General features: G+C 62.1%; 16 protein-coding genes and 1 riboswitch. Of the genes, 5 read left to right on the forward strand and 11 right to left on the reverse strand.

Annotated elements, in window-relative coordinates:
• Positions 1-76: 76 nt before the first annotated feature.
• The 6 genes from J2Y83_RS20445 to cobO are packed head-to-tail and all read right to left on the reverse strand — an operon-like array spanning position 77 to position 6,034.
• Positions 77-1,528: a cobyric acid synthase gene (locus J2Y83_RS20445; RefSeq protein WP_253397749.1), complete on the reverse strand. Its 1,452-nt coding sequence runs from the start codon at positions 1,526-1,528 to the stop codon at positions 77-79.
• Positions 1,525-2,514, reverse strand: coding sequence for a threonine-phosphate decarboxylase CobD (cobD, locus tag J2Y83_RS20450; protein WP_253397751.1), 990 nt, complete (start codon positions 2,512-2,514; stop codon positions 1,525-1,527). The genes J2Y83_RS20445 and cobD overlap by 4 nt, the downstream gene beginning before the upstream one ends.
• Entirely contained in the window at positions 2,507-3,415 is a 909-nt protein-coding gene (gene cbiB, locus J2Y83_RS20455; RefSeq protein ID WP_253397754.1) for an adenosylcobinamide-phosphate synthase CbiB, read from the reverse strand. The genes cobD and cbiB overlap by 8 nt, the downstream gene beginning before the upstream one ends.
• The gene (gene bluB / locus J2Y83_RS20460) at positions 3,412-4,062 is read right to left on the reverse strand and encodes a 5,6-dimethylbenzimidazole synthase (protein WP_253397756.1); all 651 of its coding nucleotides are present in this window, start codon (positions 4,060-4,062) and stop codon (positions 3,412-3,414) included. Before bluB ends, cbiB begins: the two co-directional genes overlap by 4 nt.
• Entirely contained in the window at positions 4,059-5,426 is a 1,368-nt protein-coding gene (locus J2Y83_RS20465) for a cobyrinate a,c-diamide synthase (RefSeq protein WP_253397757.1), read from the reverse strand. Before J2Y83_RS20465 ends, bluB begins: the two co-directional genes overlap by 4 nt.
• Positions 5,423-6,034 carry a cob(I)yrinic acid a,c-diamide adenosyltransferase gene (cobO, locus tag J2Y83_RS20470; RefSeq protein ID WP_253397759.1) on the reverse strand — a complete coding sequence of 204 codons (612 nt, stop codon included), beginning with the start codon at positions 6,032-6,034 and terminating at the stop codon, positions 5,423-5,425. The genes J2Y83_RS20465 and cobO overlap by 4 nt, the downstream gene beginning before the upstream one ends.
• A 79-nt stretch (positions 6,035-6,113) precedes the next feature.
• Positions 6,114-6,357: riboswitch (cobalamin riboswitch) on the reverse strand.
• A gap of 99 nt (positions 6,358-6,456) precedes the next feature.
• Here cobO and J2Y83_RS20475 point away from each other — a divergent pair.
• Positions 6,457-7,770 carry a PQQ-dependent sugar dehydrogenase gene (locus J2Y83_RS20475; RefSeq protein WP_253397761.1) on the forward strand — a complete coding sequence of 438 codons (1,314 nt, stop codon included), beginning with the start codon at positions 6,457-6,459 and terminating at the stop codon, positions 7,768-7,770.
• Between the two features lie 77 nt (positions 7,771-7,847).
• Here J2Y83_RS20475 and J2Y83_RS20480 read toward each other — a convergent pair whose 3' ends face one another.
• The 5 genes from J2Y83_RS20480 to J2Y83_RS20500 all read right to left on the reverse strand — a co-directional run bounded on the left by J2Y83_RS20480 (position 7,848) and on the right by J2Y83_RS20500 (position 12,438).
• Positions 7,848-8,384, reverse strand: coding sequence for a C40 family peptidase (locus J2Y83_RS20480; protein ID WP_253397763.1), 537 nt, complete (start codon positions 8,382-8,384; stop codon positions 7,848-7,850).
• 144 nt (positions 8,385-8,528) lie between these two features.
• Complete coding sequence (locus J2Y83_RS20485) at positions 8,529-9,158, reverse strand: C40 family peptidase (protein WP_253397765.1); 630 nt, start codon at positions 9,156-9,158, stop codon at positions 8,529-8,531.
• A 214-nt stretch (positions 9,159-9,372) separates the two neighbouring features.
• Positions 9,373-10,077 (reverse strand): DnaA regulatory inactivator Hda, encoded by a 705-nt coding sequence (gene hda, locus J2Y83_RS20490; protein ID WP_247406650.1) that lies wholly within the window; start codon positions 10,075-10,077, stop codon positions 9,373-9,375.
• 203 nt (positions 10,078-10,280) lie between these two features.
• Positions 10,281-11,354 carry an AI-2E family transporter gene (locus J2Y83_RS20495; protein ID WP_253397767.1) on the reverse strand — a complete coding sequence of 358 codons (1,074 nt, stop codon included), beginning with the start codon at positions 11,352-11,354 and terminating at the stop codon, positions 10,281-10,283.
• 43 nt (positions 11,355-11,397) lie between these two features.
• Positions 11,398-12,438: a DUF2066 domain-containing protein gene (locus J2Y83_RS20500; protein WP_253397769.1), complete on the reverse strand. Its 1,041-nt coding sequence runs from the start codon at positions 12,436-12,438 to the stop codon at positions 11,398-11,400.
• A gap of 356 nt (positions 12,439-12,794) precedes the next feature.
• Between J2Y83_RS20500 and purM the strand changes: the two genes are divergently transcribed.
• The 4 genes from purM (at position 12,795) to J2Y83_RS20520 (ending at position 15,725) form a co-directional block, all read left to right on the forward strand.
• The gene (gene purM, locus J2Y83_RS20505; protein WP_247397040.1) at positions 12,795-13,853 is read left to right on the forward strand and encodes a phosphoribosylformylglycinamidine cyclo-ligase; all 1,059 of its coding nucleotides are present in this window, start codon (positions 12,795-12,797) and stop codon (positions 13,851-13,853) included.
• Positions 13,853-14,503: a phosphoribosylglycinamide formyltransferase gene (purN, locus tag J2Y83_RS20510; protein ID WP_253397771.1), complete on the forward strand. Its 651-nt coding sequence runs from the start codon at positions 13,853-13,855 to the stop codon at positions 14,501-14,503. Before purM ends, purN begins: the two co-directional genes overlap by 1 nt.
• Positions 14,504-14,511: 8 nt before the next feature.
• Positions 14,512-15,225, forward strand: a complete 714-nt coding sequence (locus J2Y83_RS20515; protein WP_253397773.1) for a DUF3108 domain-containing protein — start codon at positions 14,512-14,514, stop codon at positions 15,223-15,225.
• A gap of 311 nt (positions 15,226-15,536) precedes the next feature.
• On the forward strand, positions 15,537-15,725 hold the full coding sequence (locus J2Y83_RS20520) for a hypothetical protein (RefSeq protein WP_247397035.1): 189 nt from the start codon (positions 15,537-15,539) through the stop codon (positions 15,723-15,725).
• Positions 15,726-15,737: the final 12 nt, after the last annotated feature.

The following is a 15,737-nucleotide window of genomic DNA, read 5'->3' on the forward strand; positions in this document are numbered from 1 at the left end:
CCTCGCTGCCTCAGGGAAATCCGATTGATGCCATCGCAGGCAAGCCAGCTCCCACCGTTTGAGCGCATGTACACCGTCAAACCCCACACAATGTGCGCAACAGCGCGGTATCCAGATGGTTGTCCACCAGGTCGGCCAAGCGCTCGATATCGCGCTCACGCAGGGCGTGGTAATCCACCTCCTGTACCGCCTGCAAACCGGCCCAGCGCAACAAGGCGCTGCACGCGGCAGGGGTTTCGAACAAGCCGTGCAGGTAGGTGCCGAAGATCTGCCCGTCGGGGCTCTGCGCGCCATCGCTGCGGCCGTCGTCCAGCAACACGGCCGCGTTCGACAAGGCCGCGCCGGACGTCACCCCTGCGTGGATCTCATAACCACTGACCTCGGCGTCCTCCAGCAGCAGGCGCCCACGCACATTGCGCAGTTGCTTGTGCTCCTCCAGCGTCGTACTGAACGCCAGCCAGCCCAGGCCTGCACTCGACCCGGCCGGCCCCTCGAGCCCGAGCGGGTCATGCACCTGCTCGCCGAGCATCTGCAACCCGCCGCAAATCCCCAGCACCTTGCCGCCGTAGCGCAAGTGCCGCGCCACCGCCGTGTCCCAGCCATTGGCACGCAGGTACGCGAGGTCACTGCGCACGCTTTTCGAGCCCGGCAAGATAATCAGGTCGGCGCCAGGAATCGGCTGGCCCGGGCCGATGAACTGCAAGTCCACCTGGGGATGCAGGCGCAGCGGGTCGAAGTCGGTGTGATTGCTGATGCGCGGCAATACCGGGACGACCACCTTGAGCACCTGGGCAGCCTTGTCGATCTGGCGCTGGTCGATGCCGTCTTCGGCTTCCAGATGCAGGTCCATCACGTAGGGCAATACGCCGACCACCGGCTTGCCGGTGCGTGCTTCCAGCCAATCCAGCCCCGGCTGCAACAAGGCGATATCGCCGCGAAAGCGGTTGATGATGAAGCCCTTGACCCGCGCCTGCTCGCTGGCCGAAAGCAATTCGAGGGTGCCGACCAGATGCGCGAACACGCCGCCGCGATTGATGTCGGCGATCAGCAGCACCGGGCAGTCCACGGCTTCGGCGAAGCCCATGTTGGCAATGTCATTGGCGCGCAGGTTGATCTCCGCCGGGGAGCCTGCGCCTTCCACCATCACCACCGGGTAGGCTTCGCTCAAACGCGCGTGGGACGCCAGCACCGCGTGCATCGCGATGGCTTTGTAGTCGTGATAGGCCACCGCGTTCATGCTGGTCACGGCACGGCCATGGATGATCACTTGGGAGCCGGTATCGCTGTTGGGTTTGAGCAGCACCGGGTTCATGTCGGTGTGCGGCGCCAGGTTGGCGGCCTGGGCCTGCACCGCCTGGGCGCGGCCAATTTCGCCGCCTTCGGCCGTTACCGCGCTGTTGAGCGCCATGTTCTGCGGTTTGAACGGCACCACCGCCACGCCCTGGCGCACCAGCCAGCGACACAGGGCGGTGACCAGGGTGCTTTTACCGGCATCGGACGTCGTGCCTTGCACCATCAGCGTACTCATGGCGCTTCCTTGTAGGCGATCAGCGCCTGTTCAAGGCGCAGCCAGTCGGCATCGGTGTCGGGCAGGCCAAAACGCAGGCTGCTGTCGTGGACAAACAGGCGCAGCAGAATGCCGCGCTGGGCCATGAAGTTGTGCATGCGTTCGGCGTGAGGGGTGATCAGCCATTGGAACAGGGCGCAGCCGCCCTGGGGTTGAAAGCCTTGGCGTTCCAGCAATTCGAACAAGCGCTGGCCGGCTTCCAGGCAACGATTACGTTGCCGGGTGTGCCCGGCGGTATCGCGCAGACACACTTGGCCGATCACCCGCGTCGGCCCGCTGACCGCCCATGGCCCAACCTGTTCGGCCAACAGCTTGAGCAACCGGCGCTCCGCCAACACAAATCCCAGGCGCACACCGGCCAGGCCGAAGAACTTGCCGAACGAACGCAGCACGATCAGGCCGACCTGATGGGCCTGGCCGGCCAGGCTCAGGTGCGGCGTGACGTCCATGAACGCTTCGTCCACCACCAACCAGCCACCGCGCTGGGCCAGCCGCGCGTGCCAATCCAGCAGGCGTTGCGGGGTCAGGCTCAGGCCGGTCGGGTTATTCGGGTTGACCACCACCAGCACGTCCAGGCTGTCGAGAAAGAAGTCGACTTCCTGCTCCTGCACTTCGCGCACCACGTAGCCGGCGCGGCGCCAAGCCTCAGCGTGCTCGGCGTAACAAGGTGACAGCACACCGACCTTGCCACCCCGACGCAGACGCGGCAGCAGTTGGATCGCCGCCTGGGAACCGGGCACCGGCAATAAATGCGCGGTGCCGTAATACTCGCTGGCGGCTTGTTCGAGGCCATCGTCGGTTTCCGGCAGGCGCGCCCAGGCGCGCAACGGAATCTCGGGGACCGGCCACGGCCAGGGCGCCAGGCCGCTGGACAGGTCGAGCCATTCGGCTTCGGCAATCCCGTATTCAATCGCCGCCTTGCGCAGGCGGCCACCGTGCTCAAGCATACAATTGCCCCCCGATGCATAGAATCAGCAGCCACAACCATACGCCGCGCTGCACCAGTTGCCAGCCGCGGTCGATGGCGTCTGCATCCGCCGCCGGGCCTTCGCCCAGTGGCGGGCGCTGGTGCAGCTCACCGTGGTAGATCGCGGCACCGCCCAACTCGACGCCCAAGGCACCTGCCCCCGCCGCCATCACCGGACCGGCGTTGGGGCTATCCCAGGTCGGACCCTGGCGGCGCCAGCATTTGATCGCCAGCCGGGTTTTACCGAGTACGGCGTAGGTCAACGCCACCAGGCGTGCCGGAATATAGTTCAGTACGTCGTCGATCTTGGCCGCCGCCCAACCGAAGCGCTCAAAGCGTGCGTTGCGATAGCCCCACATCGCGTCGAGGGTGTTGCTCAAGCGGTAAAGCACCACGCCCGGCACACCCGCGACGACAAACCAGAACAGCGCGGCAAAGACCGCGTCACTGCCGTTCTCCAGCACCGATTCAGTGGCGGCGCGGGCCACTTCAGTGCGATCCAGCTCACTGGTCTGGCGACTCACCAGGTAACTCACGCGTCGACGGGCTTCGTCCAGGTCATCGCTGCGCAAGGCCTGGGCCACCGGGATCACATGTTCGCCGAGGCTGCGCATGCCGAGGGCACAGTACAACGCGAGGATCTCCAGCACCCAACCGATATAAGGCGCCCACGACAACGCAGTGGCCAGCAGCGTCAGCGGCACCACCGCAATAAACCACGCGGTCACACCATGGCTGCGCCAGCCACGGCCACCGCTGTTGAAACGCTGCTCGATACGCGCGGCAAAATTGCCGAACGCCACCAGCGGATGCCCGCGCCTGGGCTCGCCCAGCAGCGCATCCAGCGCCACCGCAGCGACACACAGCAAGGCCACACTCATTGACGCACTCCCCAGGTATTCTCATACAACATGTCACTCAGCGGCCGCGGTTCGGCCCAGCCTTCGAGCTGCAACATCGGTGCCGGGTAGAACGCCTCGACCGGCCCCAGGCACAACACCGCCAGGGGTTTCGCGCCGGGCGGCAAGCCCAGCAGGTCGGCCAGGGCCTGCGGCTCGAACAGCGAGACCCAGCCCATGCCCAAGCCTTCGACACGCGCCGCCAGCCACAGATTCTGGATCGCGCAGGACAACGAGGCCATGTCCATTTCCGGCAAAGTGCGTCGGCCGAAGATATGCCGCTCGCGGTCATCCATCAGCGCCGCCACCAGCACTTCGGCGCAGTCGTGGATGCCTTCGACCTTGAGCTTCATAAATGTATCGGAACGCTCGCCCAACGCTTCGGCGGTGCGTATGCGTTCTTCCTCCACCAACTGTTGAATCCGGCTACGCAGTTGGCGGTCACTGATGCGGATAAACCGCCACGGCTGCATCAAGCCAACGCTCGGCGCCTGGTGTGCGGCCTGGAGCAAACGGTGCAGCAGTTCGGGAGCCACATCGCCGCCGCTGAAGTGACGCATGTCACGGCGCTCGGCTATGGCGCGGTAGACGGCCTGGCGCTCGGCTTCGGGGAAGGCGTTGTCGGTCATGAGCCTATCGCGGGCAAGCCCGCTCCCGCAGTGGATTCGTGGTGTTTAGCCGAGTGCGATTTGCCTTCGCCGGGCGCAAACAGCGCAGCAACGGCGCGGGGGTTGGAAGGGAAATAGAAGTGGACGTAGGACGCGGTCAGCCGCCCCTGCCGATACACCGCCTCGGCCCCGCGCCCACCATTGGGGCTCACGCCACGGGCAACGGGCTGCCATTCGGTGCTGGTCAGCGAGTGGTGATAGGTATGACCGCGCAACACACCCTCGGGCAATTCGACGCTTTGCAGGGCCAGGGCCGCGAGCTTTTTTTGCATCACCGCATCGCCCTGCAGCAGGCCGACCAGCTCGGCGCGGATGCCGTCGACATCAGTGAGCGAGTCCAACAGATAAAGCATCCCGCCACACTCGGCGAGCAGCGGTTTGCCGGCAGCGTGATGGGCACGGATCGCATCCAGCATCGCGGTGTTTTCCGACAGCGCCTGGTGATGCAATTCGGGGTAACCGCCCGGCAGATAGAGGCTGTCGGCATCGGGCAATTGGCGATCGTGGATCGGCGAGAAGAAGCTCAACTCAGCGCCCATCGCCCGCAGCAGATCGAGGCTCGCACCGTAGGTGAAGGCGAAGGCTTCGTCACGGGCGATGGCAATACGCACGCCGGCCAGCAACGGTTCGGCGCGGGTCACGGGCGGTGCGGCAAAGGTCACCGGCGGCGGTAACGCGACCTCGCAACTGCTGCCCAACGCCTGGGCGGCAGCGTCCAGGCGCAGGTCGAGGTCATTCAGTTCGCTGGCTTGCACCAGGCCCAGGTGGCGACTGGGCAATTCGATAGCGGTCTCGCGGGACAGCGCGCCATACCAGCGCAGGCCTTCGGTGAGGCTGCCTTCAAGCAGTTGTGCATGGCGCAGGGTGCCGACGCGGTTGGCCAGCACCCCGGCGAACGGCAAGTCCGGCTGGTAGCGTGCCAGGCCGAGGGCCAGGGCGCCGAAGGTCTGCGCCATGGCCGTGCCATCGATCACGCCGAGCACCGGGACACCGAAGTGTCGCGCCAGGTCAGCGCTGGAAGGCGTGCCGTCGAACAGGCCCATCACGCCTTCGATCAGGATCAGGTCCGCCTCCCCCGCTGCTTCCCACAGCAAGCGACGACTTTCCTGCTCGCCCACCATCCACATATCCAATTGATACACCGGCGCACCGCTGGCGCGCTCGTGAATCATCGGGTCGAGGAAGTCCGGGCCGCATTTGAACACGCGCACCTTACGCCCCAGGTTGCGGTGCAAACGGGCCAGCGCGGCGGTGACCGTGGTTTTGCCCTGGCCGGACGCCGGTGCGGCGATCAAGACGGCCGGGCAATGACGGGGCTGATTCAAAGTTCGACGCCTTTCTGTGCCTTGATACCGGCCTGGAACGCGTGCTTGAGCATGCCCATCTCGGTGACGGTGTCGCCCATTTCGATCAGCTCGGGCTTGGCGCCACGGCCGGTGACGACCACGTGCTGCATCGGCGGGCGGGCTTGCAGATCGCCAAGGACTTGATCCAGGTCGAGATAGCCGTGCTTGAGCGCGATGTTCAGCTCATCCAGCACCACCAGACCGATGGACGGGTCTTGCAGCAATTGGCGGGACACCGCCCAGGCGGCTTCGGCGGCCGCGATATCACGCTGGCGGTCCTGGGTTTCCCAGGTAAAGCCCTCGCCCATCACATGGAAACGCACTTGCTCGGGGAAGCGGCGGAAGAACAGTTCTTCGCCGGTGCTGTTGCGCCCCTTGATGAACTGCACCACACCGCACTGCATGCCATGGCCCATGGCGCGGGCCAGCATGCCAAATGCCGAGCTGCTCTTGCCTTTGCCGTTGCCGGTCAGCACCAGCAGCAAGCCGCATTCGTTCGGGGAATTGGCGATGCGCTCATCGATCACGGCTTTTTTACGCAGCATGCGCGCCAGGTGGCGTTCGTCGCGCTCGGGGGAATCAGTCATGGCAGCTCTCCGTTGGGGCTGGACAAAAACGGCGGGCAGGAAAAATCAAAAACAGACAGCCAAGCATCGCCCACCGTGATGCTGTTGGATGATCCGGGCCGGTCTCCGGGCTCATGAGTGGCGCGCTAGAGCGCACGCCGACGGCGCGCCTTCCCATATCGCGAGCGATACAGTGGCAAACAGCACCGTTTTGACTCATTTACCGTTGCGGGGGCAGCGCCGGAATCGCGGCAGCACTGTGTACAAGTGCGCTCACTCACCGGCTTCCCTGTTTCACTCAGTCGACCCGTAGGTCACAGAGCACCTGGAACAAGCCGCGAAGGTTAGTGGGTTGGGGGTGGAGCGTCAATTAAAGCTGGCCTTGTACTTGAACCATCGCCGCAACGCACACCTCTACCCTTACAGGCATCCAGGAGAAAACCATGCATAAAACAAGACTCGCCTTACTGATCATGCTCGCGGGCAGCCTTGCCGCCTGCGGCGAAAGCTCGACCCTGAAGGTATCCGACGGCACCGGGCCCTCGCCGCGATTGCCGGAACCGAACAAGACGCTGATCCCCACGGTGAACATCGCCCCGGCCATTGGCTGGCCGGCGGGCACCCAGCCCACGGCCGCCGCCGGCACCCAGGTGGCGGCCTTCGCCGAAGGCCTGGACCACCCGCGCTGGCTGTACGTATTACCCAACGGCGATGTGCTGGTGGCGCAAACCAACGCGCCGCCCAAGCCGGATGACTCCAAAGGCATTCGTGGCTGGGTGATGGAGAAAGTCATGGGCCGCGCCGGCGCCGGTGTGCCGAGCCCAAACCGCATCACCCTGCTGCGCGATGCCGACCATGATGGGGTCGCGGAGACCCGCACGGTATTCCTGGAAAACCTCAACTCGCCCTTCGGCATGACGCTGGTGGGCAATGACCTGTACGTGGCCGATTCGGACAAGCTGCTGCGCTTTGCCTATCAGACGGGCGAAACCGCGATCAAGACCGCCGGCAGCAAGGTCATCGACCTGCCAGCGGGCAGCATCAACCATCACTGGACGAAAAACGTGGTGGCCAGCAAGGACGGCAGCAAGTTGTATGTGAGCGTCGGTTCCAACAGCAACGTCGCCGAGAACGGCCTGGAGGCGGAACAAGGCCGCGCGGCGATCTGGGAAGTCGACCGCGCCAGCGGCCAACACCGCATCTTCGCCTCCGGCCTGCGCAACCCCAACGGCATGGCCTGGGAACCGCAGAGCGGCAAGCTGTGGACGGCGGTGAACGAGCGCGATGAGATCGGCAGCGACCTGGTGCCGGACTACATCACCTCGGTCCAGGATGGCGCCTTTTATGGCTGGCCCTTCAGCTACTACGGGCAGCACGTGGATGTACGCGTCACGCCGCAAAACCTGGATATGGTGGCCAAAGCCATTGCGCCGGACTACGCCGTAGGCCCACACACCGCCTCGCTAGGCCTGACCTTCGCCGAGGGCAGCAAACTGCCAGCTCCCTTTATCAACGGCGCGTTTATCGGCCAGCACGGTTCGTGGAACCGCAAGCCGCACAGCGGCTACAAGGTGATCTTCGTACCGTTCGAGGGCGGCAAGCCGAAGGGGCCACCGGTCGACGTGCTGACCGGGTTCCTCAACAGCGACGGGCAAGCCATGGGACGACCGGTTGGCGTGGTCATCGACAAGCAGGGCGGTTTGCTGGTGGCGGATGATGTGGGGAATAAGGTGTGGCGGGTTTCTGCGGCTAAGTAACTATTCTCAAGACCGCCACAAAACAAATGTGGGAGGGAGGGAGCAAGCTCCCTCCCACATTGGGATCCTGGTTTGACTTAAGGGTTACGCGCCAGATTTTCAGCCGGCAACACACGCTTGGCACTCAGGTAGGCATTCTGCCAATAGGCTTTGGACAAGGTGTCCAGCTTCACCGTACCGCCCGTTTGCGGCGCATGCACAAAGCGCCCTTCGCCGACATAGATCCCGGCGTGGCTGACCTGCGAGCCACCGCCCGTGGCGAAGAACAACAGGTCACCGGTTTGCAGGTTCTGCTCGCTGACGTCCTGGCCACGCATCACGATCAGTTCGCGCGTGGTGCGCGGCAGGGAGATGCCGGCGGCATCACGGTAGACAAACCCGATCAGCCCGCTGCAATCGAACCCCGAGTCTGGCGTGTTGCCACCCCAACGATAAGGCGTACCGACCAGGCCCAGCGCTCGGAAGAGCACGTCTTCGGCGGCTGGCGAGAAACTCTGGCTGGTGTTGAACACCGGTTTAGGCTTGGCCGCTACGGGCGCAGGCTGCGGTCGGCTTGCGCAGGCGCTGATCAGCGCGGCGCAAACAATAAGAATCAGGCGGGCCGAGGTCGACATGTGCAGAACAATCCTGGTCTGGATGCGGCTTTCGCTGCCGAACGCTGAAAACCAGAACGCGCAAGCAAGGCTTGCGCGAACGGATTACAACAATATTCAAGGATTCTAGCGCTTACACGTCAAACTTCAAGTATCACTTTAACTTTACTTGCTGGCGGTAATCGTCGTCGGGGCCATGGCGAGTGCGCGTTTGGCTTCGATGAAGGTTTTGCTCCAGTAGCTGTCGCCCAGGCTGTCGACTCGAACACCACCGCTGCGGCGGCTGCTGGAGTGGATAAACTGGTTATCGCCCAGGTAGATACCGGCGTGACTGACGCGACCACGACCACTGGTACTGAAGAAAAGCAGATCACCCGGCTTGAGGTTGTTACGCGCGACCAACGGTGCATTCACGTTGATCATTTCGCGAGTGGAGCGTGGCAGGTTCATGCCAGCTTCTTCACGAAACAGGTAACCGATAAAACCGCTGCAATCGAAACCGGCTTCGGAAGTACCGCCGAAACGGTAACGGGTACCGATCAGGGACATGCCGCGCTCGAGAATGCTGTCGGCCAGAACGGGAAGCTGATAAGGCTTGTTGCCAGCGAAGGCGGCCAGTTCTTTTTCGGTTGCCAGCTCTTCCTCATAAACAGTGGAAGACTGCGCAGCAACGAATTTTGCCTGATTTTTATACTGTTGAGCGTGCTGCTCGGCCACTTGTTGAGGGTGGGAGGCGCAACCAAACAACAGAGCTACAAGTGCGAGAGGCACGAGGGGTGCGAAGCGATTTAGCATGGGCACGACCGTGGCAAATGTGTAAAGAAGTCGAGACTATGCCTTCTATCACATCGATTTGCAAATTCAATCGTGACCTATGTGACTTATTGTTTGCGCTATGACATCTAAGCCCTTAATACCCTATGCACGTGTTTTGCGTGGCCAAGCCGGCCCAAACGCAGGTTTTCTGGCGCCTGAAATCTGCTGAAGCCCTACGAAATACAAGGGTTTGCTACCAGCCAAGGGTTTCCTTGAGGAAGGGAATCGTCAGCTTGCGCTGGGCCTGCAAAGAGGCCTGATCGAGCTGTTCGAGCAAATCAAACAACGCGCTCATGCTGCGGGTGCCACGGGTGAGAATAAAGTGCCCGACCTCGTCGGTGAGGTGCAGGCCGCGACGGGACGCACGCAATTGCAGGGCACGCAATTTGTCCTCGTCGGACAATGGGCGCATCTGGAAGATCAGCGCCAGGGTCAGGCGCGACTTGAGGTCGGCCAGCTTGACCGGCAACTCACGGGGCGAGGTCGAAGCCGCGATCAACAGGCGGCGGCCGCTGTCGCGCAGGCGGTTGAACAGATGAAACAGCGCCTCTTCCCAATCCGCCTTGCCGGCGATGGCCTGCAGATCATCCAGGCACACCAGTTCGTATTGTTCGAGGTTGTCGAAAATCCCGATCCCGCGATCCATCAACTCGGCCAACGGCAGGTAAACCGCCGGTTCGCCCATTTGTTCGAAGCGCAGGCACGCGGCCTGCAACAGGTGGGTGCGCCCCACGCCCTGCTTGCCCCACAGATAGATCAGGCTTTCAGTCCACCCGGCGTCGGCTTCGCAGAGCCGCTCGACATAGCCGAGTGCAGCGGCATTGGCGCCTGGGTAGTAATTGATAAAGGTGGCGTCGTCACGCAGACGCACACCTAAGGGCAGCTGAATCGGTTTCATGCTGACTGAACGGCTCCGATCGAACCGTTAGTGGCCTCTGTGAAAAGTTTGCAAAGTTTATACCCGTGACGCTGGGCGCACAATGCAGCAGACCACAAGCAAAATCAAAGGTTTGCGTTAACTTGCTGGATTTACGCGAATTGTTTGACGCGACAGTGCCAGAAACAACAAACCCGGCCTGAGCCGGGTTTGTGACACCGCGATTACAAGTCGGGGTCTTCGACACCCGTATACACATCCGAATCCTTGTACAGATCGTGTACATGACGCACCAGCACCATGATCACCGCCGCCACCGGCAGCGCAAGCAGGATGCCGGTAAAGCCGAACAACTCACCGCCGGCCAAGATCGCAAAGATCACCGCGACCGGGTGCAGGCCGATGCGGTCGCCCACCAGCAGCGGGGTCAGCACCATGCCTTCGAGGGCCTGGCCGACCATAAACACCGCGACAATCCCAAGCATCGGGTACAGGTCACCGCCAAACTGGAACAGCCCGGCGACCAGCGCAGCACCGATGCCAATCACAAAGCCCATGTACGGCACGATGGCTGCCAGGCCGGCAATCAAGCCGATCAACAGGCCCAACTCCAGACCGATCGCCATCAAGCCGGCGGCATAGATAATTCCCAGGGCCAGCATCACCAGTAATTGGCCACGCACGAACGCCCCCAGTACCTCATGACACTCCCCGGCCAGGGACACAATGCGCGCCTCACGGGCGCGCGGCAGCAGGCTGCGAATCTTGGCCATCATGATGTCCCAGTCCCGCAACAGGTAGAACGCCACCACCGGGATCAACACCAGGTTAGTCAACCAGCCGATCAGCGCCAGGCTGGATGCCGTGGCCTGACTGAGAACCACGCCGACGATGTCGGTGGTCTGGCCCATATGCTCGCTGATCGCGGCCTTGACCTTGTCGAACTTCCAGAAGCCATCCGCCAGCCCCAGCTTGGCCTGGGCCCACGGCATCGCCGTATGCTGCAGCCAGTCGAGCATTTGCGGCGCCAGCTCATACAGACGGAACAATTGCTTGGCCAGCATCGGCACCAGCACCAGCACCAGCGCCGTGATGATCAGCGTAAACAGCGCAAACACCGTGACCACGCCCAAGGTCCGTGACAGGCCGGCTTTCTCCAGGCGATCCACCACGGGATCGAACAGATAGGCGAGCAACAGCGCTATCAGGAACGGCGTCAGGATCGAATGCAGCAAGAACACAAAAATGCACAGCAGGGCGATCCCGCCAAGCCAAACCCAACGACGCGTATCCGCCATACACCACTCCATCTTTTATCGGCTGCTATATAAAGCAGAACATTTACCAACGAAAACGCAGTTGCGCCTGCGGCTCAGGGGCGGCGGCCGGCTGCGTGCCGTCCACTGGCGGTTGCGCAGCCAGTGCTTCACCCGCGGGAATCTCCTGCAACCTGGCCAGGCTCAGTTGAGTACGCAACTGATCGGCGCTGCCATTGACGCGATACACAATACGATTGCCATCCACACGCTGCGGCTGGCCGCCAAACGGCTCGAGCAAGTGGCCCAGCGCCGCATAGCGTTCCAGGGTCATGCCCTGCACTTCCAGCAATTGCTCGGTGCTCACGCCCGGCTTGACGGCAAAGCGGGGCGCCAGTTTTTGGCTGACGGCCAGCATCACGGCATCGGCCACGGCGGCGGTGTCGGCCCCTTGCGCGGTGCCCTGCTCGCTCTTGTCGCCCAGCCACAGGCGCCATTTGGCCTGCCATTGGCTGCCTTCCTGGCGCGCATGCACCGCGAGCATCGCATCGGCGCCGTAGCGTTCCGAGGCCGCACGCAACGGCGTGGCGTCCGCGCTTTCCAGATTCGGCGCAGTGGCGACCACCTGTTCATCCAGATCCCCCAACGGCAGGCGCAGCGGCAAGCCACGGTGTTGCGCCGCACGACGCAGCGCCTGGGCGACGGCCTGGCCATCCCCTACCAGGTTGCTGCCGTCGGTGGAGTCGTTCAGCCACCAACCGAGGATCGACGGCCGATTGCTGCCCCAGATCGACAAGCCCGCCCCACGCAACGCGCGATCGGTGCTGACCGGATCGAAATCCACTTGCAGACTTTCCGGTGGCCCGGCGTCGTAGCCGTATTGGCTGATGATTTGTTGCGGGTCCTTGCGCACCGCCGCCAGGCCAGGGCCATCGGCGGCCTTGGCGTCGCCAGTCAGGCGGAGCACCAGGGTTTGAACGGCGCGCTGGGTCGCCTGGTCGCGTTCTTGCGGGGACTGGCTGCTGACCGGTTCGAGTACTTGATAAAGACCATTGAGGGTTTCGGCATGACTCGCCAGGCTGACCAACGACAAGCAGCCTACAAAAAAGACATTACACAGACGCATGGAAGATTCCCGAACGACAAAATTAGCGACTGGAACAGACCGCGTGATCTCGGTTTGCCAAGGCTGTGACCCCAGCGACCGGTAAAACATTCACGGAGTCTCGGTAAGTTTTCCTACTGTCATAACGATAGCGGGTTCAAGGCTATACCTTAATACGCACCGAAGCAGACCCGATTAGCATTTTTTTAATCGGCTTTTTTAATCTATATGGCCCTGCCCGTCGGCCCGAGGATGGCCGCTGCCCCTCAAGCCTGATAAAATCGCGCGCCTTCGCAGACCGTCAGCGGCTGGGCCTTTTCACAAGCGCCCTTGCCCACTCGGTCGTTACCCCTGAATCCCCCCTAAAGGCCTGGATCATGAGCAAGCAACCCTCCCTGAGCTACAAGGACGCCGGTGTAGACATCGACGCCGGTGAAGCATTGGTCGAACGCATCAAGAGCGTCGCCAAGCGCACTGCGCGCCCCGAAGTCATGGGCGGCCTGGGCGGTTTTGGCGCCCTCTGCGAAATCCCGGCCGGCTACAAACAGCCGGTGCTGGTCTCCGGCACCGACGGCGTGGGCACCAAGCTGCGCCTGGCACTGAACCTGAACAAACACGACAGCATCGGCATCGACCTGGTCGCCATGTGCGTCAACGACCTGGTGGTGTGCGGCGCCGAGCCGTTGTTCTTCCTTGACTACTACGCCACCGGCAAGCTCAACGTCGAGACCGCCACCCAGGTGGTCACCGGTATCGGCGCCGGCTGTGAATTGTCGGGTTGCTCCCTGGTTGGCGGCGAAACCGCTGAAATGCCGGGCATGTACGAAGGCGAAGACTACGACCTGGCCGGTTTCTGCGTCGGCGTAGTCGAAAAAGCCGAGATCATCGACGGCTCCAAAGTCGCTGCCGGCGACGCCCTGCTTGCCCTGCCATCGTCCGGCCCGCACTCCAACGGTTACTCGCTGATCCGCAAGATCATCGAAGTGTCCGGCGCCGACATCGAAAACATCCAGCTCGACGGCAAGCCACTGACCGACCTGCTGATGGCCCCGACGCGCATCTACGTCAAGCCACTGCTCAAGCTGATCAAGGACACGGGCGCGGTCAAAGCCATGGCCCACATCACCGGCGGCGGCCTGCTGGACAACATCCCGCGCGTCCTGCCAAAAGGCGCCCAGGCGATTGTCGACGTGGCCAGTTGGCAACGTCCTGCGGTATTCGACTGGCTGCAAGAGAAAGGCAACGTCAACGAAACCGAAATGCACCGCGTGCTGAACTGCGGCGTGGGCATGGTGATCTGCGTGGCGCAAGAGCACGTGGAAACTGCGTTGAACGTACTGCGCGAAGCCGGCGAGCAGCCTTGGGTCATCGGCCAGATCGCCGCCGCTGCTGAAGGCGCGGCTCAGGTTGAACTGAAGAACCTTAAGGCGCACTGATGCCTGCAACCTGTGATGTCGTGGTGCTGCTCTCCGGCACCGGCAGTAATTTGCAGGCCCTGATCGACAGCACGCGCACCGGCGACAGCCCGGCGCGCATCGCTGCGGTGATCTCCAACCGCAGCGACGCCTATGGCCTGCAACGCGCCAGGGACGCCGGCATTGCCACGCGCACCCTGGATCACAAGGCTTTCGAAGGTCGCGAGGCCTTCGACAGCGCCTTGATCGAACTGATCGACACCTTTAACCCCAAACTCGTGGTACTGGCCGGCTTCATGCGCATCCTCAGCGCGGATTTCGTGCGGCACTACGCAGGGCGGCTGCTGAATATCCACCCTTCCCTGCTGCCCAAGTACAAAGGCATGCACACCCATCAGCGCGCCCTCGACGCGGGCGACAGCGAGCATGGCTGCAGCGTGCATTTTGTGACGGAGGAACTCGATGGCGGGCCTCTGGTCGTACAGGCAGTGGTTCCGGTAGAGTCTGACGACTCGGCGCAGACGCTTGCGCAACGGGTTCATACCCAGGAACACAGGATTTACCCGCTGGCTGTTCGCTGGTTTGCCGAGGGACGGTTGATTCTTGGTAAACAGGGTGCATTATTGGACGGCCAGTTACTCGCGGCCAGCGGCCACTTGATTCGAACCTAGGAGTTTTTATGCGTCGCGCCTTGCTCTTCGCTTTTGCGCTGTTCGCCTTGCCTGCGGTGCAAGCAGCAGATTTACATCCTTTCTCCGCCAGCTATACCGCCGACTGGAAACAGTTGCCCATGAGCGGCTCGGCCGAGCGCAGCCTGACCCACAATGGCGACGGCACCTGGACCTTGAATTTCAAGGCGTCCATGATGATCGCCAGCCTCACCGAAACCAGCGTGCTCCACTTCGACAAGGACGCCCTGCAACCGAAGAGCTATACCTTCGAACGCGGCGGCCTGGGCAAGGCGAAGAAGATCAACCTGGACTTCGACCAGACGGCCAAGAAAGTCACCGGCTTTGAAAACAAAGATCCGGTCAACGTTGCCCTGCAAAGCGGCATGCTCGACAAGTCGACCTACCAGTTGGCGCTGCAGCGCGATGTCGCGGCTGGCAAGAAGAGCATGAGCTACAACGTGGTTGAAGGCACCGACGTCGACACCTACGACTTCCGCGTGATCGGCCCGGAAAAGGTCCAGACCAAAGCCGGCTCCATCGACGCGATCAAGGTCGAGCGCGTGCGCGATCCGACTCAAAGCAAGCGCATCACCCAGATGTGGTTTGCCAAGGACTGGGGCGGCATCCTGGTTGCTCTGCGTCAGGTGGAAACCGACGGCAAGGAATACAACATCATGCTGCAAGACGGTACGGTTGACGGTCAGTCTGTCAAAGGTAGCTGATAGCGCCGATGAGTTAAAAAGAGCCTCGCGCAATGCGGGGCTTTTTTTCGCCCGGGATTTTTTAGGCAAGGCCACTATCGCCATCGCGAACAACGCCAATCCAATGCCAAAGCCTTACGCCAAGATGAAACTTTTGTCATAAAACTCAGCAGCCTGCGGCGCAATGTCGCAGCTTACGCGGCCTGCGGGATTGTTGCGAATACTGCAAAGAACTGTTGCAGGAAAAATCAGTTTACCTAGCAAGCTAACAAAACATATAACAAAAGCCTGCGACGACTTGCCGCAGATCAACCAGAGATTGGAGCAAGCAGATGACTGTAAAAGTAACTGAACGCGACGACGAACATATGTCCCACGAAGCATTGGGCCATGGGATTCACATCTGGGATGTACACCAACAAGACCTGCTGGTCGGCATGTTTCATAACGAGAGCGACGCTCATAATTATAAGAACGAGCTCGAAAGCCTTGAGATGAAACGCCAGGCACAAAGCGTCTGAATATTCGCAAGA

Source organism: Pseudomonas marginalis (genome assembly GCF_024169655.1).
GTDB lineage: Bacteria > Pseudomonadota > Gammaproteobacteria > Pseudomonadales > Pseudomonadaceae > Aquipseudomonas > Aquipseudomonas paraveronii.

What these genes read in the sequence shown, in the direction of transcription:
- J2Y83_RS20445 (WP_253397749.1), bottom strand. Translation starts at nt 1,528, where the DNA reads ATGAGTACGCTGATGGTGCAAGGCACGACGTCCGATGCCGGTAAAAGC.
- cobD (WP_253397751.1), bottom strand. Translation starts at nt 2,514, where the DNA reads ATGCTTGAGCACGGTGGCCGCCTGCGCAAGGCGGCGATTGAATACGGG.
- cbiB (WP_253397754.1), bottom strand. Translation starts at nt 3,415, where the DNA reads ATGAGTGTGGCCTTGCTGTGTGTCGCTGCGGTGGCGCTGGATGCGCTG.
- bluB (WP_253397756.1), bottom strand. Translation starts at nt 4,062, where the DNA reads ATGACCGACAACGCCTTCCCCGAAGCCGAGCGCCAGGCCGTCTACCGC.
- cobO (WP_253397759.1), bottom strand. Translation starts at nt 6,034, where the DNA reads ATGACTGATTCCCCCGAGCGCGACGAACGCCACCTGGCGCGCATGCTG.
- J2Y83_RS20475 (WP_253397761.1), top strand. Translation starts at nt 6,457, where the DNA reads ATGCATAAAACAAGACTCGCCTTACTGATCATGCTCGCGGGCAGCCTT.
- J2Y83_RS20480 (WP_253397763.1), bottom strand. Translation starts at nt 8,384, where the DNA reads ATGTCGACCTCGGCCCGCCTGATTCTTATTGTTTGCGCCGCGCTGATC.
- J2Y83_RS20485 (WP_253397765.1), bottom strand. Translation starts at nt 9,158, where the DNA reads ATGCTAAATCGCTTCGCACCCCTCGTGCCTCTCGCACTTGTAGCTCTG.
- hda (WP_247406650.1), bottom strand. Translation starts at nt 10,077, where the DNA reads ATGAAACCGATTCAGCTGCCCTTAGGTGTGCGTCTGCGTGACGACGCC.
- J2Y83_RS20495 (WP_253397767.1), bottom strand. Translation starts at nt 11,354, where the DNA reads ATGGCGGATACGCGTCGTTGGGTTTGGCTTGGCGGGATCGCCCTGCTG.
- J2Y83_RS20500 (WP_253397769.1), bottom strand. Translation starts at nt 12,438, where the DNA reads ATGCGTCTGTGTAATGTCTTTTTTGTAGGCTGCTTGTCGTTGGTCAGC.
- purM (WP_247397040.1), top strand. Translation starts at nt 12,795, where the DNA reads ATGAGCAAGCAACCCTCCCTGAGCTACAAGGACGCCGGTGTAGACATC.
- purN (WP_253397771.1), top strand. Translation starts at nt 13,853, where the DNA reads ATGCCTGCAACCTGTGATGTCGTGGTGCTGCTCTCCGGCACCGGCAGT.
- J2Y83_RS20515 (WP_253397773.1), top strand. Translation starts at nt 14,512, where the DNA reads ATGCGTCGCGCCTTGCTCTTCGCTTTTGCGCTGTTCGCCTTGCCTGCG.
- J2Y83_RS20520 (WP_247397035.1), top strand. Translation starts at nt 15,537, where the DNA reads ATGACTGTAAAAGTAACTGAACGCGACGACGAACATATGTCCCACGAA.